Genomic DNA, 25890 nt, shown 5'->3' with positions numbered 1-25890 from the left:
CGGCGTCCCACTATGCACGACGTCGCGGCACGCGCCGGAGTCGCCATCGCTACTGTTTCCTGTGCCCGAAGCAAGCCCACTAAGGTCTGTTCCGCGGCCCTTGCGAAGGTATGCGCTGCAGTACGCGATGTGGGCTGACTTCCGAGCGCAGCGGCCCGGCGATCCCGGCCTGTCGCTCAACCACCACTAAGGAGATTTGGTTGGATAAGTTCCTTTTCGGCGCGGCCTATTACGACGAATACATGCCCACGGACCGCATTTCTACGGACATAGAAATGATGAAGAAGATCGGTTTCAACACCGTCCGGATTGCAGAATCAACGTGGAGCACGCTCGAACCCCAGCCTGGCGTCTTCGACTTCACGCATATCGACCGGGCGCTTGACGCTTTCGAAGAGGCCGGCATCAACATTATTGTTGGTACCCCGACGTACGCCGTTCCCGCATGGCTGGTCGCGGCCCACCCCTCCGTGCTGGCGACAACCCACGCGGGTCCAGGCCGCTACGGCGCCCGCCAGATCATGAATATCACTGACCCGGCCTACCTCTTCCACGCCGAGCGGGTCATTCGCAAGCTCATGGAGCGGACCGCGCATCGGCCAGGTGTCATCGGCTTCCAGATCGACAACGAGACCAAATACCACGACGTCGCTTCGCCGGACGTGCAACGTATGTTCGTCAAATACCTCCGTAACCAATTTAAGGACGACCTGAGCGCGCTCAACATGGCCTTCGGCCTGGACTACTGGTCAAACCGTGTTGACGCCTGGGAGGACTTTCCGGACGTGCGAGGAACCATTAACGGGTCGCTGGCAGCAGAATTCGACAAGTTCCGCCGCGGCCTGGTCGACCAGTTCCTCTCCTGGCAGTCATCCCTCGTGCGGGAATATTCACGCCCGGACCAATTCGTCACCCAAAACTTCGACTTCGATTGGGCGCCCGGGTGGTCCTACGGGCTGCAGCCCTCGGTGAACCACTTCACGGCAGCATCCGCGGTCGATGTCGCGGGCGTGGATATCTATCATCCAACCCAGGATCATCTCACTGGAAAGGAAATCGCCTTCGGCGGGGACATGACCCGCTCCATCAAGGGCGGGGCGAACTACCTCGTCCTGGAGACCCAAGCACAAGGGCAAGTAGGCTGGCTCCCCTATCCGGGCCAACTGCGCCTGCAGGCCTTCAGCCATCTGGCCAGCGGCGCCGACGGTGTCATGTACTGGCACTGGCACTCCATCCACAACTCCTTCGAAACGTACTGGAAAGGGGTGCTGAGCCACGATCTGGCCGCCAACCCGACATATGAAGAGGCAGGAGTGATTGGCCGCGAAATTGAATCGCTCCGGGAATCACTGGTCCATCTTCGCAAGAACAACCGGACCGCCATCATGGTGAGCAATGAAGCACTCACCGCCTTGAAATGGTTCACGTTGGACACGGGTTTCCCAGACAACCAGCAATCACCCGGGACCTCCTACAACGACGTTCTCCGTTGGGTCTACGACGCGCTGTTCGACCTGAACGTGGAGGTGGACTTTGTCAGCACCGAAGACGATGACCTTGGCCGCTACGATCTGCTGTTGGTTCCCGCCCTCTACACGGCTGATCATTCCGTTTCCGAACGTTTGGCCGCCTTCACCCACGATGGTGGAACCCTCGTAACGACATTCCGCACCGCGGTGGCTGACGAGTACACCAAAGTCTGGCACGACCGTGCACCCCACGGGCTCACCGACGTCCTGGGATGCACCTACAACCAGTTCACCATCCCAGAAAACGTACAGTTAGAAACCCACCATGATCTAAAGGACGCACCCGGAATGGATCCCGCGCGCACCTTTATGGAACTGCTGACCGCCACCAGTGCCGAGACCCTTGTCTCTTATGACCATCCCGCGTGGGGCGGATACTCCGCAGTTACACGCAACCGCTTTGGAGCAGGAACGGCCTTCCACATCGGGACGATGACCTCACCAGCGACACTGCAGCACATACTGAGAGTGGCTGTTCAGGAAGCTGGCGTCGAGGACTGGGCCCAGAAACTTGCCGGCAGTATCACCGTGCGCCGCGGGACCAACCAAAGCGGCCAATCAGTGACGTATCTGCTCAACTATTCGAGCGAAACCGTTGAGATCAGATCGCCACATCCGGCCCGCAACATCATCACCGACTCCGAGCTCACGGCTGGTGGCAACCTGGGAATCGGCCCTTGGGACCTCGCAGTCCTCGTGGCCAAGTAGATTCCGGGCCCTGGATTTCAAAAAGTGCTGTCTTCGTTCATTCCTTCAAATGCGAAGACAGCACTTTTTTCAACTTCTATTTCGGCCGGACGGTCGAGGTCGCCACGAGATAGCGGCCGATAGAAGCACTCGATCGGGCACCGTCTCAAACGCTTCCATCGGCATCACGCGCTAGCTTGCCGGGCAGCTGTTAAAGGGCGGTGAGACCGCCGTCGACGGTGAAGAGGCCACCTGTTGCATACGCTGCATCATCGCTGGCAAGGTACACCATGATGCCCTCCACATCTGCTGCGGTTCCGGGACGACCGAACATGGTTGAGTCGACGAGACCGGCACGGCTCACGGGGTCATTGGCGATCGTCTGCACCAGGGGTGTTTCGGTGTATCCCGGCACTACGGTATTCACACGGATGCCGGCGTGCGCGTAATCTGCCGCGACGACACGGGCCAGCCCGTGGACTCCAGCTTTGGAACTGGTGTAGGCGGTAAAGGTCTGGCCACACGCCACGACGGCTGTGGGGCTGCCGGTGCAAATGATCGAACCTCCGGTTCGCTCCATGGCCCGGACAGCGTGCTTCAGCGTCAAGAACGCCCCCCGTTGGTTGATACTGACGGTTTTCTCCCACACCGCCAAGTCCAGGTCGCCGACCTTGGCGTCCTGGCCGAAGAGCTGCACGCCGGCGTTAGCGACGACAATGTCCAGATTGCCGTTGGTTGTGATGAGAGAGTAGGCAGCTTCCACGCTCCCCTCATTGGAGATGTCCATGTGCACGGCAATGGCGGCGTCGGAGCCCGTAGCTGCCGCAGCTTTTTCCGCTGCGGTGACGTTGATGTCGCCGAAGTAGACTGTTGCGCCTTCGGCCACGAAGCGCTGCGCCACCGCAAGACCGATCCCTGAACCGGCTCCGGTCACGAGCGCCGTTTTGTTTTCAAGTCGCAGACCCATGGGAAGGTCTCCTTTCAATATGGTTGGGCCCGGCTGAAAAGCCGGTACTTTTACGATGCGTTCAGAGGGTGAACCGTAGAATCCCGGCCGTGTACGGTTCGAGCGTAGTGCTCGCGGTCCGGGGTGCTGTGAGTACGGTCTTGTTGTCGATGGCCAGTTCCACGGTTGACGGTGAAAGGTTGGCTGTGAAGATGGTCAGCCCTTCGGGTCCCACAATCGGGTACACCGTGACGGGAAGGTCCGTCTCGAGTTCAACCCCGAGCACCGAGTTGCCGCGGTGCCCAGCGATTTCCTTGATCACCTGGCCGGCCGGGTTCAGAACTCCTTCGACGACCGTGGCACCGGCCGGGCCTGAGGCCGTGTAGTACGTGATGGATTCGACGCCGTGCAGAGTCAGCGCGGCGATGCTTGCTACTGTCCATGCTGCCGTGAACGGATGGTTCTGCAACTCGTCCGCTAAGGCCACGGATGCGTCGGCCGACGTTGCTACTGCGTTGAAACGCGGCAGGAGAGTTACCGGCCCGATGTGCAGGGGTTTCCCCTTGCCCAGTCTTCGGGCGTTCTTGGCTGTGAGGGCCTGCATCGGAACGCTGTCGATGATGTGTGCTGTTTCCGTGCTGTGCATCTGGGGTGTGATGCTGAACGTCAGTGCGTCGCCGTCCGGGAGTCTGGAGCTGTTGCGGTTCAGTTCGGTGAAGTGCGAGCGTGCGCCGGCAAGGAAACTGCCGGTGAACCCGGCAGCCCGCGCCATCTCTGTGAATTCCTGCCAGGTGTCCGGGTCGGTCGCGTGTGAGGCCGGGTGGAAGGCAGCGAGCCGGATGGTCCGCGGGAGGAACGGGGCAAGGTCAGGGATCGTTCGGGCAGGGGTGGAGGAAACGACTCTGATGTCGAGTCCAGCCCCACATCCAGCTGCGTAGTCAGCAGCAGCCCTGAGTTTGGCGGCCCAGTCGGTTACCGAAGCAACGCCGGGCGTCTCGACAAGTTCAACGAGTAGGCCTTCCAAGCCGGGAATCACCGCCGGAGTATGTTGGGGGGAGGCTGCTGCCAGGGCAAGCCCGGGGACTCGTCCCGCGGAGCTTCCCAGAGTGACTTGGATGCGGTGTGGCTTGTCGTCGCCATAGCCGCCGTCAGCGGTTGTGTAGGTATGGGCCCCGGTTGGGTGAGTTAACGGGGATGCCTCGAGGCGGATCGATTGCTGAACGGTGTCACCGGCCCCTATGTTGCGTGGGAAGGGTCTGGACAGTGGCGTGCTGTATGTCTTGAACGATGCGTCGGTCCAATTCCTTTGGTCTTCAGTTTCGAACACGTCACCGCTGAAGGACAGCCGGAAGCCGGTCCCGGCATCACGCCATTCAAGCGCCGCTATGTCCATGAAGGGCTGGTGGGGGCTGATGTCGACGGGGAAGCGGGCGTTTTCCTTGCTTCCGTCAGTGTGGTCCACGGTAATGTCTTTGCCGGCATCCGTGGGCGGGTGCAGGACCACGAGTCCGATGCGGTTGCTTTGGAAGGCCTGCACTGCTTTACCGGTGAACCCGACCTCTACCGCTTCGGTGGTGAACTTGGCGGTTAGGCTGCCGTCGTAGTGGATCCCCGCACCGGCGTATGTAACGCTCCAGCGCACGTCCATCCCCTTGTCTCCCTGCGAGACTTCCACCGTGTCCAATGATGGCGGGACAGTGCCCCAGTTGTGGTCCCGCACGACGGCCTTGATGGCACGGAGCACCGGCTGCCCGGCATAACTGATGTGCGCGAGTTCATCGCCGACCAGACGGGCGGACCATGGGCCTGCGCTGAGCAGCTTCACCGGTGGCGACAAGCGCGCCCGGACTGAATGCGGTAAGTTCACGATTTGTGGATGAGGTGATAAGGACATGTTTACGCCTTTCAGGTCCGGGGCGCCGTGCTCGGTCGGAGACGCCGGCAAACGGTTGAAGAGATTAGGCCTTCGAGGGGGCCGTGTCGACTACGCGCATGCGTAGAGCCATGTAAGGGCGGGCTGGCATCTGTACTGTTTGCCTGCCATGGAACTTTTCGGGAAGTGTCTCTATGGTCATCGCCCACGTGTCGATGACGTCGATCTCCGCTGCGCACCCGTCAGGGACGTCGATGGTGCGGAATTTGTGCTGGCTGTAGCCGTTGTAGTGGATCTCGTACTGGCCCTTCACTCCGCTGATAGGTGTAGGTGACAAGGAGAAAATGGGCTCCAGCCGGCCTGTGGGAGACTCGCTGCTGAGCCTGTCCAGGAAGGCGATCCGGTCGACGCTGTGGCCAACGAGGCGGCCTCCCTTGGCCCACCACAGCTGGTCGTTGTCTTCGTAGTAGGTTTCTCCGTGGGTGTAGTAGCCGCCCCTGAGCGTTGTCTCCCAGGCGCGGCGGACCACCTCAGTGGGGCTGAGGCTTCCCCATTCGTATTCGAGGTCGCCTTCGTATCCGATCTCGTCCATGACGACGGGTTTGCCCCATTTGTCGCGCAAGTCCTGAACGAGTTCGGCAGTCTTGTAGTAATCCACCTTCTGAAGGCTGCAGTGGGTGGCCCAGTTCGCCGAGTAATCGTAGAACCGGGTGCCGTTGTGGATGGAGAGGAGGTGGCTTGCGTGGTCTTCCTCCACCACGATCCGCCCAAACCGGTCCCAATCCTCGCGGCGTTTGGTTGTCACGAAGTCGTACTCGTTAGCCAACGACCACCAAACGTTGGGCAGGGCGGCGAGACGGCGGACGAGGTAACGAATGTATCGCTCATCGGCCGCTTTTCCGAGGTCTTGGAATCCCCACCTGTCGTAAGGGTGGAACAGGATGATGTCTGCTTCAATGCCGAGTTCGCCCAGGTCCTGGACCCGGTTTTCCAGATGCTGGAAGAAGGCCGGGTTGAACTTTTCCGTGTCCCAGCCCTGGCCATTACGCTCGAACGGATAGAGGTCCGGTTCGTTGTCGTTGAAGATGAAGGCCTTGGGAAACACGCACATACGGACCTTGGTAAAGGGGCTCGACGTGAGTGTCTCCAGGGTTTCCTGCTGAAGCTCAGGGGTCTGGTGGGTCCACGCGTAGAGGGTGGTCCCTACGGGCCGGTAGACCTCACCGTTCTCGTACGAGAAGTGGAAGCTGTCAGCCACTTTGACGCGGCCTCGCGCTGGGGAGGCTTCGATGTCGAGTTCGCCGTTATGGCCGTCGAGGGAACGGGCTGTGGAGCGCGTCCGAAACTGCCATGTGCCTGTCTTTTCGGGGAGGAACCGGATGATGTAGCGGCCGTCGCCATCGTAGAAGCCGCCAACGCGGACTTCATGTCCATCGAGTGTGAAGTATGCGTGCAGCTCTACGTCGGTGAAGGGGTTCCCGTGGGAGGGGCCTTCAAACACCAGTTCCACCGGACTGTTGACCTTCGCGGAATCAGGCGACTTTAGACTGGCTGAAGTGAGGGGAACATCATCGCCTTCGTACTCCGGGTTCTGTGTAACTGGTTCCACCTCTACACGGTCCGGGACGGCTACCTTCGAAAGGCTCTCCCATAATTCGTCTTGAACATCGGCTTTTACCTTGAAGAGCGTTGTTAGGGCCGCGATGGGGAGGTCTATAGCCCCACCCATTTTGTCGGCGTTCCTGACGACGTCGGGTAGCGCTTTTTCAAGGGCTGAACGTCCTGATGCGTTATGCAGGATGTCGCGCGTTCGTGTCTGGTCGTCCATAAAGGTCATGATTCCGTACCGTTCTTGTTGAGTTGTCGGTTGACGTGGGCTTCCCAGGACACCGCTGCCGTCAGGGCAAGCACCATGACCGCGGCAGCCCAGTACGGAAGAGCCCCAAGGCCCGTTTGATTGATAAGTACGCCACCGAGGAATGCGCCGCCGCCGATGCCCACGTTGAACGCCGTGGTTTGCAAAGCCGCGGCGGTGCCACGGATGCTTGGCGACGCCGCCCACAGCATGCGGGTCTGAAGCATGACCGGCACTCCTCCGAATACCGCCCCCATTACTGCCGAAAGGATCCATACTGCAGGTTGGGATCCGGCCGCAGTTGGCATTACCGCCAGCAGGGCGATCAGGGCAATCAGGGCCCCCATGAACAGCCGGATTGGAAACATGCTGTAGAGGGCGCCGGTGACTGCTACTCCGACTGCACTGGCCGCTCCCCCGATGAGGAGAATGACCGGTACTGCCGCCGCGGGCATGTGCACGACATCCAGCAGCCACACCACGTTGAACGTGCCAAAGCTGTTCTGCGCTGCGACTACCAGGATGATGAGCAGGCAGATGATGAGGACTGCCGGCAGCGTGCTGTCCTTGGTGGCGCGGGCCGGCGGACTACTAGGCGAATGTGCCTCCGGAGCTGTAATCACTGGCAGCTTCCAAGCAATCAGTAGCCAGACGATGACGACCAGAACTGCGAGCACGCCGAACGCTACACGCCAGCCAAACGCCTGTCCCAGAGCATTTCCAATGGGTATTCCGAGCACACCGGCTACAGAGCCGCCCGCTGCGGTGACGGCCGTTGCCTTTCCCAGCTGGGCGGGGCGAAGAAGATATGCAGGGTAAGCGGCCACGACCGACCAGAAAGCGCCATGGGCGAGTGCTCCCAAGACGCGCGCTGCCAGCAACATTTCGAAGGTGGTGGCAACGATTGTGACGATGTTTCCGGCGCCAACCAGGGCGAAGGCAATCAGGACCATCATTTTGCGCGGAACGCGCCGGGTGAGAAGGGCCAGTGGGGCCGCCGTCAGTATGACCGTGAGTGCGAACACGGTGATGAGATTGCCCACCTCTGCCGGGGCGCGGTCGAACTCGGCGGCGATCAGTGGGATCAGCCCACCGGGAAGGAACTCGGTGGTCATGGAGATGAAGATCGCCGCCGAGAGGGCGAGCAGTCCGGACAGTGGAAAACCGTCGGATGAGGTCCGACGGGTTTCCACTCTCGTCTGGTCCGGGTTCACGGAAGAAGTCATCCTGTTTCCTCACAAGATTGATGTTTCCTGCCGCGAAGACTGCGGAACAGTAGCCCTGTGGGCCGTTAGGTTTGTGAAGCCCGCGGGCGGGCAGCTTTATGCGCGTCGGACGCGGATGGCCATGTACTCACGCCCAGGAAGATCGACTACAACCCGCCCTTCCACGGGTTCAGGCAACGTCTCGATAGTCATGTTCCAGGTGTCGATGACATCTATGTGCCAGGCTGACCCGGGCGGGACCAGCACGGAACGGAAGTGGGGCCGGCCGACTCCAAGGTAGATGATGCGGTGATCGGCATCTCCGCCTGTACGCGAGTCCCAGTCACCGGGCAGCGGGTCCCACCGTCCGCTGGGCGCTTCGGCGACCAAACGGCCGAGGAACCCGATACGGTCGGGCGACTCGCCTTTAAGAACGCCGCCTTTGGCCCACCAGATGACCTCGTCCTCGGCCAGATAGGTCTCGCCGTGATTGACGTATCCGCCCCGGACCGCACCTTCCCAGCAGCGGCGCACAAGTTCCTGCGGGCTCAGGTTGCCCCATCCTTCGGCAACATCGCCCTCGTAGCCGACCTCGTCGATGACGACAGGCTTGTCCCACTGCAGGCGCCATCCCACCGTATTCTCAGCTGAAAGGTAGTTGTCGGTCCGCTGGATGCTGCAGTGCGTGACCCACGGCCGTGAGTAGTCGTAGAAAGTCGCTCCATTGTGGATCGAGATGAGGTGGCCTGCGTGATCTTCGCGGCCGACGACCGCCGCGAAGCGCTCCCAATCCTCTTCGTCCTTAGTCCCCATGAAGTCGTACTCGTTGGCCAGGGACCACCAGATGTTTCGGAATGCTCCGAGCCTACGCACGATATAGCTGAGGTACATGTCGTCCGCCCACGCCGGCATGTCGGAAAACCCCCACCGGTCGTAAGGATGGAACAGGATCAGGTCTGCTTCGATGCCAAGCTCTTGAAGACGAAGAATCCGCTGTTCCAGGTTCCGAAAGAAGGCGGGGTTGAACCGGCTGAAGTCCCAGCCGCCGTCGGCAGTCCGCGCATAGGCATAGTCGATGGGTTCATTGGAATTGTACGAGTAGGACTTCGGAAAGACGCACATGCGGATCTTTGTGAATGGCGCCCCGGCGAGCGTCTCCAATGTTTGCTCCTGGAGGTCCCTTGCCTGGTTTGTCCAGGCGTAGGCAGTCGTTCCAAAAGGAAGGTACGGCGTGCCGTCTTCGTAGGCAAAGTGGAATTTATCCCTGACGACCACACGGCCGTGGTTGTCCCCGTGCGGCTCGGTCACATTAAAGATCCCGGTGGCTCCACTGAGCGAAGCAACGTTGGACCTGGTCGTGAAAGTCCACGGTCCGGGGCACGGGGGCATGAACCTGATCAGGTAAGTCCCGTCCCCGTCGTAAAAGCCGCCTACCCGGACGGCTTCCTGGCCGCAGCAGAAAATTGCTTCCAGCTCCACGTCGGTAAAGGGATTTCCCTCTGCCGGTCCACTGAGAACAACTTCCGCCACATCCCATTGCTGCGCCGCAGACACGGAAACAACGTGAACCGACCCGCCTGTATTCTCGCCATCCTCGTAGCCCGCGTTTAGTGCAGGCAGCGCAGCAACTGCCCGGGGCGCCGGGGAGGAATCCAAAGCACCCAGATCGGCCCACAGGGCATCCAGGACGGGGCTTGGCTCCCCTACTCCGCGGGCCCAATGCGCGACTTCGTCCAACTTCGCAAGCGGCGAGAGTGACCAGTCGTTCCAGGTCAGGAAACCGGGAAAGTGCCGGTCGAGAATAGCCGACGCTTCAGGATCGGCCAGGATGTCTGCCAGGGTTGCCTGGCGCGTGAATGGCATCGACTCAATTCCGCGTGATTGGTGTGTATTTGACGGGCCGGAAGGTGCCCGTGCCGTCGACAGCCTGCAGGGCAAGCATGCGGCCTGTGAATCCGGATGCCACTTCCGTGGAGAGGTGGCGCCCATCCAGTCTTCCGAGCTCAACAGGTCCGGACCCTTCCATGACGGAGAGGACAACGTCGTCCGGACCCCCGTGCCCGAGTGGAACAGGAGGTGAAGACGCCGGAACGCTTTTCAAACTGAGGACCACCGGCCCGTCCGCGGGAACGGACCGTTGCCCTGTCGAATGCCGCATGTCCCCCAGCTGGGCCCAGGCCGAGACCTGTCCACCATCGAGCGTCAGCCCGAAACAGTATCGGTCGTCGATCCGCAGCACTAAGCTGCCGGCGTCCTCTACTGTGGCTTCGGCGGCCCAGCTGAGATCGCGGATCCGTGCGCATAGCAGCCCAGGCGATCCGTCCGGCAGCGGCTTTAACTGGATGCCGCCACCAGTATCCCGGACGACCACGTTCTCAGGTTCACCGGCAGGCACCACCCACCTGGCGTCCAGGACGTCTGACGCAAAATCCTCCTCGAAGGCGGTGTCAGTGACGGGAACTTCGAAGCGTGCCTCATTAAAGACTGGCCACCCGTCCACCCAGTCAACACCGGCAAGGAAGGTTTCCCGGCCGAGGACATGGAATCCCGGGGTTGACCCCCGGGGCCGGACGCCGAGATAGACGGCTGCCCAGTTTCCGCTGGCTGTCTGGACGAGGTCGGCGTGGCCGACGTTTTGTACGGGATGGATGAGGCTTCGGTGCGTGAACACGGGGTTGTTCGGACATGGCTCAAATGGACCGGATGGATGGGCGCTCCGGGCCGCGGTTACGCAGTGCCCCCGTTCAGTGCCTCCCTCGGCCAACAGCAGGTACCAGTACTCACCGATGCGGTACAGGTGCGGAGCCTCAACAGCGCCCAGGCCACTGCCCTGCCAAATGGGGTACGGTTCACCGATCAGGTTGCCGTTGTCGGTGTCCAGGCGCGCCTGCAGAATGCCGACTTCGCCTTCGGATAAACTCATGGCCTTCCAGCTCAGGTAGCAGGTGCCCTCGTCGTCCCAGCATAAGTCCGGGTCGATGCCCACGGCGCCGCTCACAAAAACAGGGTCGCTCCAGGGACCGGCCAGGTTCTCGGCGTGCACAAGGACCTGGCCGGCTTCGTAGTCGCTGACGTTTGTCGTGACGAACCAGAACGTGCCGTTGTGGTGGCGCAGCGTTGAACCGTAGATGCCCGTGGACGGCAGCGCATTGCCCAGACGGAACTGGCTCCTGCGGTCCAGCGCATGGCCGATCTGAGCCCACGAAACGAGGTCACGGCTGTGAAAGACGGGGGCGCCCGGAAAATACTCGAAGCTCGACGTGGACAGATAGTAGTCCTCCCCGACCCTGCAGATTGTCGGGTCTGGGTAGAAGCCGGGCAGGACCGGCTGCAGAGCAGAGCTGGCAGTCAGGTTCGGTCCGCTCATGACGTCGATGCTGCCAGGATTTCGGCCACACGTTCCCGCAGGGGCACCTTGGCGCTGATCCAGGGTTCGGGCACCAGCGCCGTTCCGAGTTTGCTGGCCGGCTCATCCAGGTACCGGCTGATCTTGTCCGCTGCCTGCGCTTCACCTTCAGGGGTGATGCCGGTTTCAACGGCGGCAGCCACCACAGCAGACCAGGTGTCGGGCAGGTAGTCCAGCACATCACGAATGGTGGCGGCCGAACGGTTCCCGGCGCCCGCAGTCGGGTCCGCGACATCCCAGGTGTGCACGCCGTGGCTCACGGTCTCCGTCTCGGATGAACCTGGAACGTGCACGGCCGCCGTGGCACCCACGGGTACTTTGACCCTCAGTGCGAGCCGACCGCCGGCGCGTTCCCACTTGACCTCTGCCTCCCCGTACGGGGTGAGGTGCCGGGCGGATGCGTAAGTAAGGGCGGCTGTCGGGAAAGGCCGAACCTCCAGCGCGCGGTACCCGGGTGCGGCAGGAGCGAGGCCGGCCAGGCTGCGGTGCATCCAGTCAGCGACCGCACCCAAAGCGTAGTGGTTGAACGATGTCATGCCGCCCGGGTTGACGCTGCCGTCCGGCCGCATGCTGTCCCAGCGTTCCCAGATAGTGGTTGCACCCATGGTCACCGGGTACAGCCACGACGGGCAGCCTGTTTGCAGCAGGAGCCGGTAGGCGGTGTCCACGTGGCCGGCCGAAGTGAGGGCGTCACAAACCAGCGGCGTGCCAACGAAACCTGTGCTGATACGGAAACCGCTCACCCGCACCAGGTCAGCCAACCTCCTGCCTGCTTCCTGCCGCTGGTTTTCACTTGGCAGCAACGCCCATTCGAGGGCCATCGCATAAGCGGTTTGCGTATCCGAAAGGATCCGTCCGGCCGGCGTAACATAGGTCCGGGCAAACGCGGCACGGATTTCGCTTGCCAGCTTGGTGTAGCGGGCGGAGTCGTCATCACGGCCCAGGACCGCGGCAGCTTTGCCCAGAACCTCGGCGGAACGGGCAAAATGGGCTGTCGCGACCACGTCGGGATCTGTCTGGGCGCGGGCGGCGTCCTCCGGCGGTGCGCTGGGGTCCAGCCAGTCACCATACTGGAAACCGCCGGTCCACAGCCTGTCGTTGCCCGCCAGTTCCGAGACCTTATCCACCCACGCGCACATGCTGCTGTACTGCCGTTCGAGGATCTGCTGGTCCCCCGCCCGCTGGTAGAGCGTCCAAGGAATGAGCACGGCGGCGTCTCCCCAAGCCGCCGTGGGGGTGTTGGTCAGGTCTGAATGGACGACATCGGGTATGACGTGCGGGACCGAGCCGTCGGGCAACTGTTCGCTTACCAGGTCGGCAAGCCAGGTGTTGAGGAAGCCTGCTGTGTCGAACAGGAAAGAGGCCGTGGGCGCGAAGACCTGGATGTCACCGGTCCAGCCGAGTCGTTCATCGCGTTGAGGGCAGTCAGTGGGAACGTCGACGAAGTTGCCCCGAATGCTCCACACAACGTTCTCGTGAAGCCTATTGAGCAGTTCGTTCGATGATGTAAACCAGCCTGTGCGCCGAAGGTCGGAGCCGATCACGACAGCGTCAATATCTTCGGCCTTGAGATCCGGGACACCGTTGACCTGTGCGTAGCGGAACCCGTGGAGGGTGAGGGACGGCTCCAGCGTTTCCTGCTCAGCGCCGGAAACGAGGTAGGTGTCTGTTGCCTGCGCCGAGCGCAGGGGTTCTGTGCAGAGTTCGCTGTTTTCCAGGACCTCGGCGTGCCGGATGATGACTTCGCAACCAGCTGGCAGGTTATGTGTTCGAAGGCGGACCCAGCCGACGAGATTCTGGCCAAAATCCACCAATGTCTGCCCTGCGGGGGACGTGAAGACTGAGACCGCGGGGATAACTTCCGTAGGCCGCACGGCCGGACCTTCCGGGGCGACGAAACGGGAAGGATCCACCTTGATCGTTTCGACCCCTCCTGTCGCTGGGGCACTGGCAATGGAGATTCTTAGGTCGGTCCGCTGGCCGTCGTAGAGGTCGTCGGCCAGAATGTTGCTGTTCGTGGCCGTCCACGAACCGTCCGATAGCAGGACATATGCTGCCCCGTCGGTTGTGATGACCTCGAGCTGGACGAGCACGGCGAGCCGGTCGCCGTAGAGTGCTTTCTTGTTTTCGAAGCCAAGCCGACCCCGGAACCAGCCGTTGCCCAGCAGCATGTCCAGCGTATTGATGCCCTTGCGCACCAGGGCCGTGACGTCATAGGTGTGGTACCGGAGTCGGTTCTCGTAGGATGTCCAGCCCGGAGCCAGGACGCTGTCGTCGATCGGTTTCCCGTTCAAGGTGCCGCTGTAGATTCCGTGGGCAGTGGCATAGAGGCGCGCCTTGCTGACTTCGCCGGGAATGTCGATGGACCCGGAGAGGATCGGCGCGGGCATGTCGGGTTTGCCCAGATCAGTCGGGGTGATGAAATCGGCGATCCAGTCGCTTGCTTCAAGCAGCCCCGCTTCAACGATGGCGTGTTCACTCCATCCGCTCCAGTTCCCGGCGTGGGCAACACGAACCCTTACTTTGGCCTGCTCCCGGGAACTCAGTGCGCGGGCCGGCCATGGCACAAGAACCTGCTCAGGACTCTCCACTGTGAACACCTCGGAAACCCCGTCACGCGTCACCTCGAGCTGGTAAGCAGTCTGCGCATATCCTGGCTCAGCCTCGGTGACCGCCCACGACAGGCGCGGAGCGCCGGTTCCTATGCCAAGGACAATGTCCGTTTCGGTGCGGTGCTCAAACCGGGGTGCGTCGGGAGCGTAAGCCAGCGCCATAAGTGTGTCTCCGTAGGGTTTAATCCGGGCGGACCCCCGGCCAGATGGTCCGCAGAGACGTCGTCCGTGAAACGTTATTTAGAAAATGGTATGACGTGCGGGATTCGACGTCAATGGTGGGGCTTGCCCAAGCATCCCAGGGGTCGCCCCCTCCAGGCGTCGAGATAAATGCATAAACAAATCAACCGGTTGACCAAAATTGTTAGCGCTCATATTCTTGTTCTACCCTGCGGATGTTGCTGCAGATCTCGCTACAGCCCGCCTCGAGCAGAGTCGCTATCCATGCGGATCTTCTCCCCTCCCCCGCTGGTCCACGCACCTCCCCGGAGAGAGGTCGAGACGACAAATAAAGGAGGAAAACATTGACAGAGGGCGTATGGGCTCCTTGGAAACCAGCTGACGACTGGACCGCATTACGGGGCTGCGATGTGGAATTTTATGATGGCGGAAGACTCCTTGACCGTGGAAGGGTCGAGACCGTTGCTGCAGATGGCAGCATTCTCTGGCTTATGCAGGACGGAGCACTGCCCCGACGAATAGTCGAGAAAAGTCCGGATCTTCATGCCCGGATCGTTTCACCCTCCTTACTTGGCCTATAGGTTGAGCACCTCAAGCCACATACACACACGCTGCACGGGGGTCCCCGTTGGCGTCTACTACAACGGCGGCGCCCGGTCGCTTGGTGGCATCCCGGGAACGTCACTGTTGCCCGATCGGGCCGGAAGAAACTAGTCCGAACGCATGGCCTGGGCTACTCGTCCTGAGGACTGTGAGCCCCTTCCGCCGGAGGACATCCATGCGCCAGAACCCCGTCGAAACATCAGGCAGCAGCTAGCTACCCCGAGAAATTTGGCGATTCCGACTCGGGTGCTCGTGCGGTAGGCGGGTACTACTGGGGTGGGGCTGCCGTTGACGCTCGGATTTCCAACGAGGTGGAGAGTTGGATGTGCCTGAATTCCAGGGGATCACCTTTGTGTAGCTGCAGCACAGTTCGAAGCGCCATGCGCCCCATGGCTTCCAACGGCTGTCGGACCGTAGTTAACTGCGGCGATGACCATGACGCAAGCTGGGTATCGTCAAAACCGACGATACTCAGCTCGTCGGGCACAGCGAGACTAAGCGATCTCGCCGCCTCAATTACGCCAAGGGCTATCGTGTCCGAACCGGCGAAAATTGCCGTTGGCGGATTGTCTAGCTGAAGCTGCCTACTGCCCCACTTTATACCTGACTCGTAGGTAAAGGTTCCCCAAGAGGCCAAAACAGGATCAAGCTCAAGACCGGCACTCTCCAGAGCTGCCCGAAACCCGTGGTAGCGCTCCTGGTTGGAACCCGAAGTCCTCGGGCCGCCGATGAATCCCATCCGCTGGTGACCAAGGTCAATGAGATGTTTCCCCGCTTCAAGACCACCGGCCCAGTTTGTCGCACCTACGCTGACAACATCTGGTCGAGCGAAATTTATTGGGTCAACTACTACCAGTGGAACTGAAGCGCGGGCCAGTGCGCGCAGGTGCTGACTAGTCATCTGCGACGTCACGACAATCAGGCCCATACGGCCTTTAGCTCGCACCTCGCGACCCCAGCCGGCATCCTCGCTTGCCCCAGGGGGAATGATCCTGACCACCACATCAACGTCTTTGTCGGTGGCCCCGGCAACGACGCCTTCGAGGATCTGAGTGGAGTAGGGGTTGGTAATGCTGTCGAAAACGACGTCAACTGCAGGGATTTGGGAGTTCGAACGAAAAGTGGTCGGGGAGTATTCGAGCGCCTTTGCAGCTTCCATCACCCGCTGACGCGTCTCTTCCGACACGTCATGACGCAAGTTGAGAACCTTGGATACCGTGCTAACGGAAACCCCCGCCAGTCCAGCGACTTCGTTCAGGGTCGCACGCCCCGGGCTGCTCGCCGGCTTAGCTTTCCTCAAGCCTGCCTCCAATTCTTTCCAACAGTCCCGCAACAGTTTCGTAATGACGGCCAAGGATATCACTCACGCTTAATGCTCTGTTTGCTACTCAATGTTCCCCTGTTGACCGATTCGCCTACGCCGACTAACCTTCTGGCGGCAAAATGAGCAGCAATTTCGAAAAAGTTTCGAAAACTTCGGCACGCAGAAGGAGAATCATGGAGTGCGCAGAAGATCCCCACAACACGGCGGTCGCTGGTGTCCGGCGGTCCGTCGGTCTGGTCAGCAAGGGAGTGATCGGAGCATGAGCCGGACCGCAGCGGAGGAAACGGCGGTTCTGACCGCCGGAACGGGCGCACTGCACAGAACGGCAGCCGCAGCGAAGATCCAGAATCCCGTGCTCCGTGGCTTTAACCCAGACCCGTCGATCGTCCGTCGTGGAAATGACTATTACATGGCCACCTCGACGTTCGAGTGGTTTCCGGCCGTCCAGATCCATCACTCGAAGGACCTCGCCAACTGGGAGCTTGTGGGCCACGCGGTAGAAGACGACCGGATTGATCTGCGGGGGGTGCCCGCGTCGGGAGGCGTCTGGGCGCCCTGCTTGAGCGTAGACCCTACGACGGGCCGTTTCTATCTTGTCTTCTCCATCATGAAGAGCCAGGTAGCCGAAGTCTTCGATGTCGACAACTACGTCATATGGGCAGATGATATTTCCGGCCCTTGGTCGGAACCGCTATATCTGACGAGTGTGGGCTTCGATGCTTCACTTTTCCACGATGACGACGGATCTAAATGGTTGGTCACCCTGGAGTGGGAGACCCGCGATGGACGCGAGCATCCGGGCTGGATCGTCATCCAGTCATTCGATGCAGCCAGCGGACACGTGGGAGACCCCATCCGCATCAACCACGGCGTAACGGACCGCGGAGCGGCCGAGGGCCCGCACCTGTACAAGAAGGATGAGTACTACTACCTGATGACTGCTGAAGGAGGAACCGGATTTGGGCACGGAGTCTGCCTGGCGAGGTCAAAGGTCGTCGAGGGACCATATGAACCCGACCCGAAGAGTCCCTTCATCACCAGCTGGCCACTGCCGTACTTCGGCCGAGACAACCGGGCCTATCTGCGGGAGGAGTACTTCAACCCGGCCACACGCCTGCAGAAGGCAGGACATGGGAGCCTGGTGGAAACCCCCGACGGCGACTGGTACGTTGCACACCTCTCCTCGCGAACCCTTCCGGGCACCAAGCTTTCCCCGCTGGGTCGGGAAACCTCGCTTCAAAACGTCACATGGACCGACGACGGATGGCTGAGGCTCCAAGCTGAGGGAAACCTCGCCTCGGAAACTTACACAGTCCGGGAAACCGCTCCCGGAAACCCGTCCGGAAACCTGGCGACGACGTTTGACGGCGGCCTCACCCGGCAGTTTGCTTCACTGCGTGGCCCAGCGTCCCCTTTGTGGTGCCAAACCGGAAAGGACGGTCTACAGCTCGTGGGCCGGGACTCACTATTTTCAAGGTTTGATCCTTCCCTCATCGCCACGAGGCTGTGCGAGTTCAACGCCGACGCGGAGACGCTGTTGCGGTTTAACCCGATTCATTTTTCCCAGACGGCCGGCCTGACTATTTACTACGACAACCTGAACTTCGCCTATGCCCGCTTGACCTGGGACGAAGCACGAGGCAGCCATGTTGTTGGCGTCGTGCTGGCCAGGGGGGGCCAGAAATTTGAGTTTCCCCTCGAAGAGAAGACTGTTGAATCGAAGCAGGACATCCGCCTACGCGCCGAAATCAGGGCCGGCAACGTCCAGTTCTGGTTTGCCCCGGAGGGACAGTCGTGGGCGACGCTGGGCTCGCCCATCGATATCTCCCACCTCTCTGACGAGATGGCAGGAGGATTCACCGGAACTTTCGTGGGCATGGCAGCAACAGACGGTGTAAGGAAAACACGGACCGCCACTTTCCGCGCCTTTTCCCTCATACACCACGATACGGAACGTGAACAGCGCTAGGACCGGTAGCACGTGTCCGGCCGGGAGACTACCGACTCGTGGCTCGTCCGGCGGACCGGCGCCCGGTCCGTGAACCACCCACTGTAACCAGCAACCGGCTGCTCACCCTCTGCGTCGCCCCGCAATCCGTGGCACACCTGATCACCCCCGCACCCAACTACAAGTGCACCCCCACCCACATCGTCGTCACCAAGGTCGGAAGCTAGAAGAACCATGAATCAAATACAAACTGCCTACAGCTCACCATCACGGGCTGCTGCCGCACGTCGCCTGCAAGGTGCCGCGTGGATCAGCTTTCCCGAAGAGGTGGTGCCACCGGCGGGGAAACGGCCCGCCTACGTCTTCCGCAAAAACTTCACGCTTGTGGATGTTCCTTCGTCCGCCGAGATTCATGCCACCGCGCATGGCCTATACGAGCTGTTCATTAACGGCGTGCGGGTGGGCGATGAAGAATTGAGTCCCGGTTTCACCAGCTACCACTCAACACTGCATGTTCAGTCTTTTCTCGTGACAGACCTTCTGACGAGAGGCGACAACGAAGTGCGCGTGGTCCTTTCCGATGGATGGTTCCGGGGACGCCACGGCTACAACAGAGTTCCGGATTCCTACGGCGAGCGAACCGCGGTAGTTGCCCGTCTTGACGCTGGAAGCACCGTCTTGTTGACCGACGGCAGCTGGGAGACGGCCGCCAGTGAGATTGTCGCTGCCGACCTCATGGATGGCCAGACCGTGGACTTCCGCCGTATTGGTGCCGAACAATGGAAGAGCGCCGTTGTATCGTATGACCCTCTAACGGCAAACACCGCCCGGCTCGCCATCAGCCCGGCGCCTCCCGTGCGTTGCACAGAGCGCGTCGCTCCCAAATCGATATCCCGTCTCTCCTCCGGCCGTCAGATCGTGGACTTCGGAGTCATGCTGAACGGCTGGGTCCGCCTTACGGACCTTGGCCCGGCAGGCACATCCACCACGCTGACGCACGGCGAAAGCCTTGATGTGCACGGCGACCTGACCATGGGTCACCTTGCCGCGTTGACCTTCCCTGACCGTGACCCTTTGCCAACCGGACAAATCGACCGCGCGATATCCCGCGGCGTTTCTGGTGATGTTTTCGAGCCGCGGCATACAACGCACGGTTTTCGCTATGTTGCCCTAGACGGTCGGCAGGACGATGTGGATCCAGGAGCCATCGAGGGCGTGATGGTGCGGAGCGACCTGCGTCAAACGGCATCATTCGCCTGCAGTAATCCTGACCTTAACCGCCTCCACGAGATAGCCGTTCAAACCTGGCGGACAAATTCGTGCGACGTACCCACCGACTGCCCAACGCGTGAGCGCTATGGCTACACCGGAGACTTCCAAATTTATGCGCACACTGCCGCCTTTCTGGAAGACACTGCAGGCTTCTCCGCGAAGTGGCTGCGGTCCCTCGCCGACGACCAGTTTGCGTCAGGGTGCATTCCGAACGTCGCTCCGAATGCCGGCCAACTGAAGGACGGCGCGTTCAGTGTGGACGGCGCCTCCGGTTGGGGCGATGCGGCGACGGTAGTGCCATGGGAAATGTATCTTGCCTACGGTGACCCGGGAGTGCTCGCAGATTCGTTGCCCATGATGATGAGATGGGTTGACTACGCGGCCGACATCGCGGCAACCCAGCGTGATCCTGAGAGGGAGGCCCTACGTCCGGAGCCGCTTCCGCACGAGCGCTACCTCTGGGACACGGGATTCCATTGGGGAGAGTGGGCTGAGCCCGGGGTTGACGCAGCCTTCGGCCCGAGTGGGGACCAGGCCATTGTTGCATCGGCGTATCTGGCGCGATCAGCCCGCATCGTGGCAGAGGCCGCGGCGCTACTTTCTGATGACGAGACCGCCGGACGGTATTCGCAGATCGCGGAGGGCGCCGCGGCGGCATGGCGCCTCGAGTTCTGGCACAACGGCCGGCTCAATATCGAAACGCAGGCCACGTATACCCGAGGCCTTGCGTTTGGGCTATTCTCCCCCGAGGATGTTCCGGCCGCTGTCGCGAGGCTTGTAGAGCTGATTCATGGCGCTGATGAACACCTGGCCACAGGATTCCTTTCGACGCCAATGCTGTTGCCGGTCCTTGCAGATCACGGCCACGCGGATCTCGCCTACCGCGTCCTGCTTGCGGAAGAGGAACCCGGATGGATGGTCATGCTACGCCGCGGGGCTACCGCCGTATGGGAGGCCTGGGACGGGATAGCAGAGGACGGAACGCCCAAAGACTCCCTCAATCACTACAGCAAAGGTGCGGTTATTTCATTTCTCCATGAGTACATCGCGGGTCTCAGGCTCGTCGAGCCGGGCTGGCGGCGGTTCCGGGTACAGCCAGTCCCCGGTGGAGGGCTTACTTGGGCCACGGTAACCCACGAGTCGCCGGAAGGCACGATCAACGTCGCATGGCAGCTCAACCGTGATCGCTTCTCAGTCAAAGTTGTTGTGCCGTCCCAAGCAACTGTGGAGGTCATTCTTCCCAACGGTCGTATTAGTGAAGTGGGTGGAGGTACCCACACATTGGAGTGCACCTTCAAATAAGCCGCCCAGCCAAGCGGTGGCACAACATGGTGTTCGGTGAAGCCCCGGCTCTCAACGCCGTGTGGGAAGAGCACTGGTACGCAAGGCCAAGCCCCCTCCTGCCCCTTGGAAGAGGGCTCCAGTGTCCTCCCGATGCCGTCGTCATGCGACAGTCATCCAGCCGCCCTAGGATGTTCTCGATGCGGGGAGTCGATTCTGCATCGGCAGGGTTGAGTCAGTCACTGTCGATGCCGAACTTCTTTGGCGCAGCATGAAGGCTGCCTCGCGCCGATCACAGGATAAAGGCCTGCATACCACGGGAAGTTCTAGGTTGACTGACACTCTTTGCTCGCTTTGCATAGGTCGACCATGGTCTATGGCTTTATCCGGGCGACAGTCGTCCGTGTCTCGTGTCAAGATCACTTTGACAAAGGATCTCGCTCCTGCGAACTGTACTCAGGTACGAAGTTGCGTACAACCATGGTTCTGGACGATACATTCATAACCTAATGGCTAGCCAAGATGCGTCAGAACCCCGGAAATTCCTTGGGTCTCGTGCCGCCTCGTTGTAATGGACGCGAACCTGCTTCCCGGGGACCCTGCGTTCACATCGAATACACCCGTTACTGTGGGTGCAACGCCATTTGAGGGCAGCGCGTAGATGTGGGGTACACCCCAACCTGACGTCAGGCGCTAGCTCAGATCGTGTCAGGTTAGAGCCGAAATGGTGTTTACTGCACATGGTGGGGTGAGGGTCTTGGACTTCAACCTGACAGGCCTGAATGGCTGGCCGAGTCGGGCTCACAACGGTGCGCTTTATCGGTATGCGGTCGACAAAGGTGTCAGGGAATTCGGAGCTCTTTGACAGGATCGCGTCTTGCGGCCACTGATGCCGGAAGAAGGGCCGATGTAATGGCGATCAGAACTGAGAGGATGCTCAGTGCAACTGTAAACTTCCAGTCAGGGAGCGTATCTCGATTCAAGAGTAGAGCGATCACTGCAATTCCCGTCCCGACGAGCACTCCGATGGTGGCGACTAGGGATACCTGCAGGAGTTGGAGCGTCATGATCAACCCGCGGGTGGCTCCCAAGGCTCGACGCCGACCGAAATCCCTCCTGCGGAGAATGACGAAGGCGAACAGCAGCGTAGCCATCAGCGTTGCGGTGATTCCGAACAGAAGCCCTACAAGTTCGCGGCCGTACGACCCTAATTGTCCGCTAACTACAGAGCGTAATTTCGTGAGGTTCTCACTGGTCTCCATCTTCACTTTTCTCGGATCGTCCAAGTACAAGGTCGACTTAACTCCCGAGGACACGCGAGCGACTGAGCCCGGTGAGTCAGCAACAACTACAATGAGGCCAACGTCCTGACCCTCTGATCCTGCCTGAGGAGAAACGAGGATTGGCTCGAGAAAGTCCAGAGACGCGTTGGCCCGCAGTAGTCCGAGCACGCTGTATTCCGAGCCCTTCCCATCGGTGGCGCCACCGCTTCCTTTTGGTGATCCCAGCAACGTTAGCGCCAAGCGTGAACCGTAGATGTGCTTTGCCGCCGTTGTTCGAGTGTCGATACCCAGGTAAGAAGGTTTAGAGGTCCAGAGTTTCCTGAGAGGTACGAGCGTTCCTGCGGGTGTTGAGGCGTTCCGCACATCTTCCGCACGTCCAAACGCACCGACCCATTCAACGCCGGCGATGCGTTCAAGGTGCCTGACGACGCTGCTGTCGATTCCCGCTCCCGCATCGAGCCGCACGATGATTGACCTTGTGCCAGCCGTGTCAATGGAGTTGAGAACGGCCTTCTCGGCGCTTACTGTCCGACCTGTCGTTAGAAGCACCGCTGCGCACACGGCTGCAATGATGACAATTGTCGTTATCGAAATGACTGGCTGGTTAAGGGCTGAAACCCATGCTTCACGTGTTAAGGATTTGATCCGGTGGAAGGTGTTCAAATCTGAACCTGCCGATCACAGTGGTCGGTGACAGATTGATCATGGGTAACGACTATGACTGCTGAACCGGCTAAAGCGCGGCTCCTCAGGGCTCGCAGGACCACGTCGGCTGATTCTTTATCCAAGTTTCCGGTCGGCTCGTCGGCGAGCAGGATCTGTGGTTCGTTGAGAAGCGCCCGACAAAGCGCGATCCTTTGAGCCTGCCCGCCCGATACTTGGCCGGGTCGCGCGTTGGCCCTGAGCAAGACACCGAACTCATCTAATAAGGAGTTGGCTCTCTTAGCGGCGAGGTGCCTCTCGATCCCTGCATAGAGAGCTGTTTCCATAACGTTGTCGAGAACTGTTCGTGAAGGATCCAGCGACGCATCTTGGAACACAAAGCCGAATACCCTCGATCTAAGCTGAGATTTCTTTCTGTCAGTCATTGCGGCTGTCGGTGCCCCATCTAATTCAACGAGCCCCGATGTCGGTGTGAGCATTAGACCGAGCAGGTACATCAGTGTCGATTTCCCACGTCCTGACGGACCAGTGATTGCAACGAGTTCGCCTGGCAAGAAGGTTTCGTTCCAGTCGCTGATGATCTCCGGTCCGGAGGGATACTGAAAGCTCAGGTGAGAAGCGCGCAGCATTTATGGACCAGAACTAGGGAGTTTTACTGACAACCCAGCCTCAACTCCTTCGACGACCGAGAAGCCCCGGGCGGAAGCTAGAACCCTAACAGCGTGTTCCGTCGAGTTTGAATCTATGAGTGCTACGCCACCATTTGAAGTTGCTACGAGGGCTGCATTGGGCACGACAAGCCCTCGGACTGTTTCGACAATCACGACGTTTGCGGGAATCAGAGTTTTCTCTCCTACCGAGAGCGCGTCGCACTCCGTACCGCAGATGGAGGTATCGCCCGAAGGAACTAGGTTGACGAGAACTTGCTGCTGGTCATTTCTGCTGCGTTCTCCCACTACAGCAAGCCACGGGTCTCCGTCGGTTGCTTGCAACTTTACGGTGACGCCCTCGGCCATGGATGTGCCTTGAGCCTCAGTCACGTCCATGGAGAACACCGGCGCATCGCTGACTTGACGGAGGACTGCTTCTCCACCGGTTAGAATCCGGCCTCGTTCCACAAAAGTGGGGTCGAGTGACACTCGTGCAGGCAGTTTTGGGACGAAAATGATGTCCTCAGTCCGTACGTGCCCGTCAGCTGGAAGCCCTGTGCTGCGCTGCCAATTCATGACAGCCAGGCGCGTCTGCTCTCCAAAAAACCCGTCATTAGCGCCTCTGAAGTAACCTCCAGAACTCAAGAAGGTCTGAAGCTGAGCCACTACCTGGCTCTTCATTCCGTATTCCAACGTACTGAAGGCAGGCAGGGCTCCCTGTGCGATAACGACGGGTCTCAGGTTGACGGAATACAGGACGTTTCCCGAGATTACTTGCTGACCCGGCTCGACATTCACGGAGGTCACAGTTCCACTTGCTCGATTATTTCCGGCAGGCGTAGTTGTCCATTCGGCCGTGGCCACTAGGTTCAGACTGGACCCTATTTCTCCTTCGGACACTTCGATGAAGGCACTCGTATCGTTGTCGAGGCTCACGACCGTGGGCATGAACACCGTCTTCGCGGCCCAGCCACCAGCAACTCCAATCCCCAAGACAATGGCGACCGCCAGCGTAACGCGCACACGTCTCCAGAATCGACGGCGGCGGCTTACGCCCTCCAGCCCCAGGGGCAGAGGATTTCCCCCTAAAGCCATTACCAGAGTTGGGGTTGGGGGCAGACCTTCACAACGTCCTGAAACTGTGAGGGAGTGAGGTCTTTTGGCAGGAAGCTGAAGGGGGACCATTGAGCCTTGCTCTGAACATACACCTGATAGCTTGGTGCTTGGGGGATGTCATATCCTTCACGCTCAAGGCAATCAACAGAGTCCAGAACCTTTTGATAGACGGCCTTGTACTCTTCCTGGCTGATGTCCCTTCGTCCGTCGAGACCAGCCTTCTGCGAGCATTCTGCGATGTCTTGGCTGTACTGTTCGGCTTGGCTAGAAGGGTATTCACTAACGAGACTACCGTCGGCCTCGTTTACCTCCACCGTCCATCCTTTGTCGCCCATGCAGCTCAGAACTGACCGGACGGCGTCTGCAGCCGATGTTGGCCTATCCAGGCCAGAGGATGCCTGTGAACTACAAGCGACTAAACCCGATAGGAGTGCCATTACGGACCCAATGAATGCGATGCCCCGAAGGGCACGCGGGTTCATTGGCAATACCGTGAAGCCGACCATAGCCAACCTTGGCTTGTAACTGACGCGCTGTCTACAACAGACAGACCACCGGACCAGTAATGCGTTTCCAGAATTGGGCCGATCGGGTAGGTTGCGGATCGACTCACTCCACTGCGGGTATGCGTATGAGTAGTTGAACCATTTGAGTGTGACTGCGTTCCAAAGTAAGCCTGAGGAGCCCCATTGGGCCAACAGTTCATGTAGCCCCACGAGTCTGCCCGCGCAGACTGTTGTCCAGCGAAGAGTAGCGCAGCCGACGTTACAAGCACCGCGGTGAGCGCCACGGTGCGCCGTTTGAGGTCGGAACTGACATTCCGAATTTTGTGTTCTTGCAAAGTATCCCCATTCATATGTGGCATTAAATCTGGTACCTAAGAGAGTCGAACTCCCCATGTGCCCGTGAGTAGGCGACCTTGTGTCTCACCTTCTACGTCGATAACGGCGAAGTACCCCAGATGAATAACGGCAATTCGGACGTCATCGGGGATTTCGGCGTTGAGCGTTAGGGTTCCGTTGGCGTCAGAGTAGCTGCAAAATTTTTGGATCGGAGCAAGGCAATCGAATTCAGTTCCGACATTATTTAGTGGTATTCCATCGGAGTTGAGATCCCCGGACCGAAAAAGGGTGATGATCGCTTGGGCAGGAACCGTGGTTGACGAAACATCCACAGCGAGCTGGTTTGCCGGTTCAATTGTCTGCAGAAGGACGTCTTCCTGGCGTTCGGCAGACCGATAGGCCGTCGCCCTGCCGCCCGTCACCCAATCAAAGGCCGTTGGCCTTATGGTGTGCCCATTGACAGCTACTTCGGGCGGGTCAGTGGGTGCTGGCTCGAGAGGGGCGAATGACGTCGGTGCTGCGCTGGGAAGGTTGGGTGAGGAAACGACCGCCACCGGGAGTTCGCCCGACTGGTCGCTGGAGCAGGCAGACAATATGAGGGCTGCTCCAGCGAGA

General features: G+C 60.1%; 17 protein-coding genes. 5 read left to right on the top strand and 12 right to left on the bottom strand.

Annotated elements, in window-relative coordinates; translation table 11 throughout:
- The first annotated feature begins 12 nt into the window (after window positions 1-12).
- Both ACIPV6_RS10385 and ACIPV6_RS10380 read left to right on the top strand, forming a co-directional pair.
- On the top strand, window positions 13-138 hold the full coding sequence (locus ACIPV6_RS10385) for a LacI family DNA-binding transcriptional regulator (protein ID WP_400270914.1): 126 nt from the start codon (window positions 13-15) through the stop codon (window positions 136-138).
- A gap of 62 nt (window positions 139-200) precedes the next feature.
- Complete coding sequence (locus ACIPV6_RS10380; protein WP_400270795.1) at window positions 201-2237, top strand: beta-galactosidase; 2037 nt, start codon at window positions 201-203, stop codon at window positions 2235-2237.
- A gap of 190 nt (window positions 2238-2427) precedes the next feature.
- Here the strand turns inward: ACIPV6_RS10380 and ACIPV6_RS10375 are convergent, their stop codons facing one another.
- The 8 genes from ACIPV6_RS10375 to ACIPV6_RS10340 all read right to left on the bottom strand — a co-directional run bounded on the left by ACIPV6_RS10375 (window position 2428) and on the right by ACIPV6_RS10340 (window position 16196).
- Complete coding sequence (locus ACIPV6_RS10375; RefSeq protein WP_400270794.1) at window positions 2428-3183, bottom strand: SDR family NAD(P)-dependent oxidoreductase; 756 nt, start codon at window positions 3181-3183, stop codon at window positions 2428-2430.
- 61 nt (window positions 3184-3244) lie between these two features.
- Complete coding sequence (locus ACIPV6_RS10370) at window positions 3245-5029, bottom strand: hypothetical protein (RefSeq protein ID WP_400270793.1); 1785 nt, start codon at window positions 5027-5029, stop codon at window positions 3245-3247.
- A gap of 91 nt (window positions 5030-5120) precedes the next feature.
- Complete coding sequence (locus tag ACIPV6_RS10365; protein ID WP_400270792.1) at window positions 5121-6644, bottom strand: DUF5605 domain-containing protein; 1524 nt, start codon at window positions 6642-6644, stop codon at window positions 5121-5123.
- Between the two features lie 224 nt (window positions 6645-6868).
- The gene (locus tag ACIPV6_RS10360; RefSeq protein ID WP_400270791.1) at window positions 6869-8116 is read right to left on the bottom strand and encodes an MFS transporter; all 1248 of its coding nucleotides are present in this window, start codon (window positions 8114-8116) and stop codon (window positions 6869-6871) included.
- Between the two features lie 96 nt (window positions 8117-8212).
- A complete protein-coding gene (locus tag ACIPV6_RS10355) occupies window positions 8213-9958 on the bottom strand; it encodes a DUF5605 domain-containing protein (RefSeq protein ID WP_400270790.1) in 1746 nt (581 codons plus the stop codon).
- A gap of 4 nt (window positions 9959-9962) precedes the next feature.
- Window positions 9963-11462: a glycoside hydrolase family 43 protein gene (locus ACIPV6_RS10350; protein WP_400270789.1), complete on the bottom strand. Its 1500-nt coding sequence runs from the start codon at window positions 11460-11462 to the stop codon at window positions 9963-9965.
- Window positions 11459-14275, bottom strand: a complete 2817-nt coding sequence (locus ACIPV6_RS10345; RefSeq protein WP_400270788.1) for a family 78 glycoside hydrolase catalytic domain — start codon at window positions 14273-14275, stop codon at window positions 11459-11461. The genes ACIPV6_RS10350 and ACIPV6_RS10345 overlap by 4 nt, the downstream gene beginning before the upstream one ends.
- Before the next feature lie 889 nt (window positions 14276-15164).
- A complete protein-coding gene (locus ACIPV6_RS10340; protein WP_400270787.1) occupies window positions 15165-16196 on the bottom strand; it encodes a LacI family DNA-binding transcriptional regulator in 1032 nt (343 codons plus the stop codon).
- A 283-nt stretch (window positions 16197-16479) separates the two neighbouring features.
- On the opposite strand from ACIPV6_RS10340, the gene ACIPV6_RS10335 reads away from it, so the two are divergent.
- Genes ACIPV6_RS10335 through ACIPV6_RS10325 form a run of 3 tightly spaced genes read left to right on the top strand, consistent with a single transcriptional unit; the run spans window position 16480 to window position 20742 of the window.
- Entirely contained in the window at window positions 16480-18189 is a 1710-nt protein-coding gene (locus ACIPV6_RS10335; protein ID WP_400270786.1) for a glycoside hydrolase family 43 protein, read from the top strand.
- Window positions 18190-18227: 38 nt separating this feature from the next.
- A complete protein-coding gene (locus ACIPV6_RS10330; protein ID WP_400270785.1) occupies window positions 18228-18395 on the top strand; it encodes a hypothetical protein in 168 nt (55 codons plus the stop codon).
- Window positions 18396-18402: 7 nt separating this feature from the next.
- Window positions 18403-20742, top strand: a complete 2340-nt coding sequence (locus ACIPV6_RS10325; protein WP_400270784.1) for a family 78 glycoside hydrolase catalytic domain — start codon at window positions 18403-18405, stop codon at window positions 20740-20742.
- Between the two features lie 821 nt (window positions 20743-21563).
- Here ACIPV6_RS10325 and ACIPV6_RS10320 read toward each other — a convergent pair.
- The 4 genes from ACIPV6_RS10320 to ACIPV6_RS10305 form a co-directional block, all read right to left on the bottom strand.
- Entirely contained in the window at window positions 21564-22667 is a 1104-nt protein-coding gene (locus tag ACIPV6_RS10320) for an FtsX-like permease family protein (RefSeq protein WP_400270783.1), read from the bottom strand.
- A complete protein-coding gene (locus tag ACIPV6_RS10315; protein ID WP_400270782.1) occupies window positions 22664-23296 on the bottom strand; it encodes an ABC transporter ATP-binding protein in 633 nt (210 codons plus the stop codon). The genes ACIPV6_RS10320 and ACIPV6_RS10315 overlap by 4 nt, the downstream gene beginning before the upstream one ends.
- Window positions 23297-24340: a peptidoglycan-binding protein gene (locus tag ACIPV6_RS10310; protein WP_400270781.1), complete on the bottom strand. Its 1044-nt coding sequence runs from the start codon at window positions 24338-24340 to the stop codon at window positions 23297-23299.
- Window positions 24341-24411: 71 nt separating this feature from the next.
- The gene (locus ACIPV6_RS10305; RefSeq protein ID WP_400270780.1) at window positions 24412-24747 is read right to left on the bottom strand and encodes a hypothetical protein; all 336 of its coding nucleotides are present in this window, start codon (window positions 24745-24747) and stop codon (window positions 24412-24414) included.
- Between the last annotated feature and the right edge of the window lie 1143 nt (window positions 24748-25890).

Origin of the sequence: Paenarthrobacter sp. NPDC089988 (assembly GCF_044748465.1) — a bacterium.
Lineage (GTDB): Bacteria > Actinomycetota > Actinomycetes > Actinomycetales > Micrococcaceae > Arthrobacter.
Note: the sequence above shows the minus strand (reverse complement) of the source record. Positions and strands in the feature narration are given on the sequence as shown.

Excerpts from the sequence above, each read along its gene's own strand:
- ACIPV6_RS10385 (WP_400270914.1), top strand. The coding sequence starts at position 13 with ATGCACGACGTCGCGGCACGCGCCGGAGTCGCCATCGCTACTGTTTCC.
- ACIPV6_RS10375 (WP_400270794.1), bottom strand. The coding sequence starts at position 3,183 with ATGGGTCTGCGACTTGAAAACAAAACGGCGCTCGTGACCGGAGCCGGT.
- ACIPV6_RS10360 (WP_400270791.1), bottom strand. The coding sequence starts at position 8,116 with ATGACTTCTTCCGTGAACCCGGACCAGACGAGAGTGGAAACCCGTCGG.
- ACIPV6_RS10355 (WP_400270790.1), bottom strand. The coding sequence starts at position 9,958 with ATGCCATTCACGCGCCAGGCAACCCTGGCAGACATCCTGGCCGATCCT.
- ACIPV6_RS10350 (WP_400270789.1), bottom strand. The coding sequence starts at position 11,462 with ATGAGCGGACCGAACCTGACTGCCAGCTCTGCTCTGCAGCCGGTCCTG.
- ACIPV6_RS10345 (WP_400270788.1), bottom strand. The coding sequence starts at position 14,275 with ATGGCGCTGGCTTACGCTCCCGACGCACCCCGGTTTGAGCACCGCACC.
- ACIPV6_RS10335 (WP_400270786.1), top strand. The coding sequence starts at position 16,480 with ATGAGCCGGACCGCAGCGGAGGAAACGGCGGTTCTGACCGCCGGAACG.
- ACIPV6_RS10325 (WP_400270784.1), top strand. The coding sequence starts at position 18,403 with ATGAATCAAATACAAACTGCCTACAGCTCACCATCACGGGCTGCTGCC.
- ACIPV6_RS10315 (WP_400270782.1), bottom strand. The coding sequence starts at position 23,296 with ATGCTGCGCGCTTCTCACCTGAGCTTTCAGTATCCCTCCGGACCGGAG.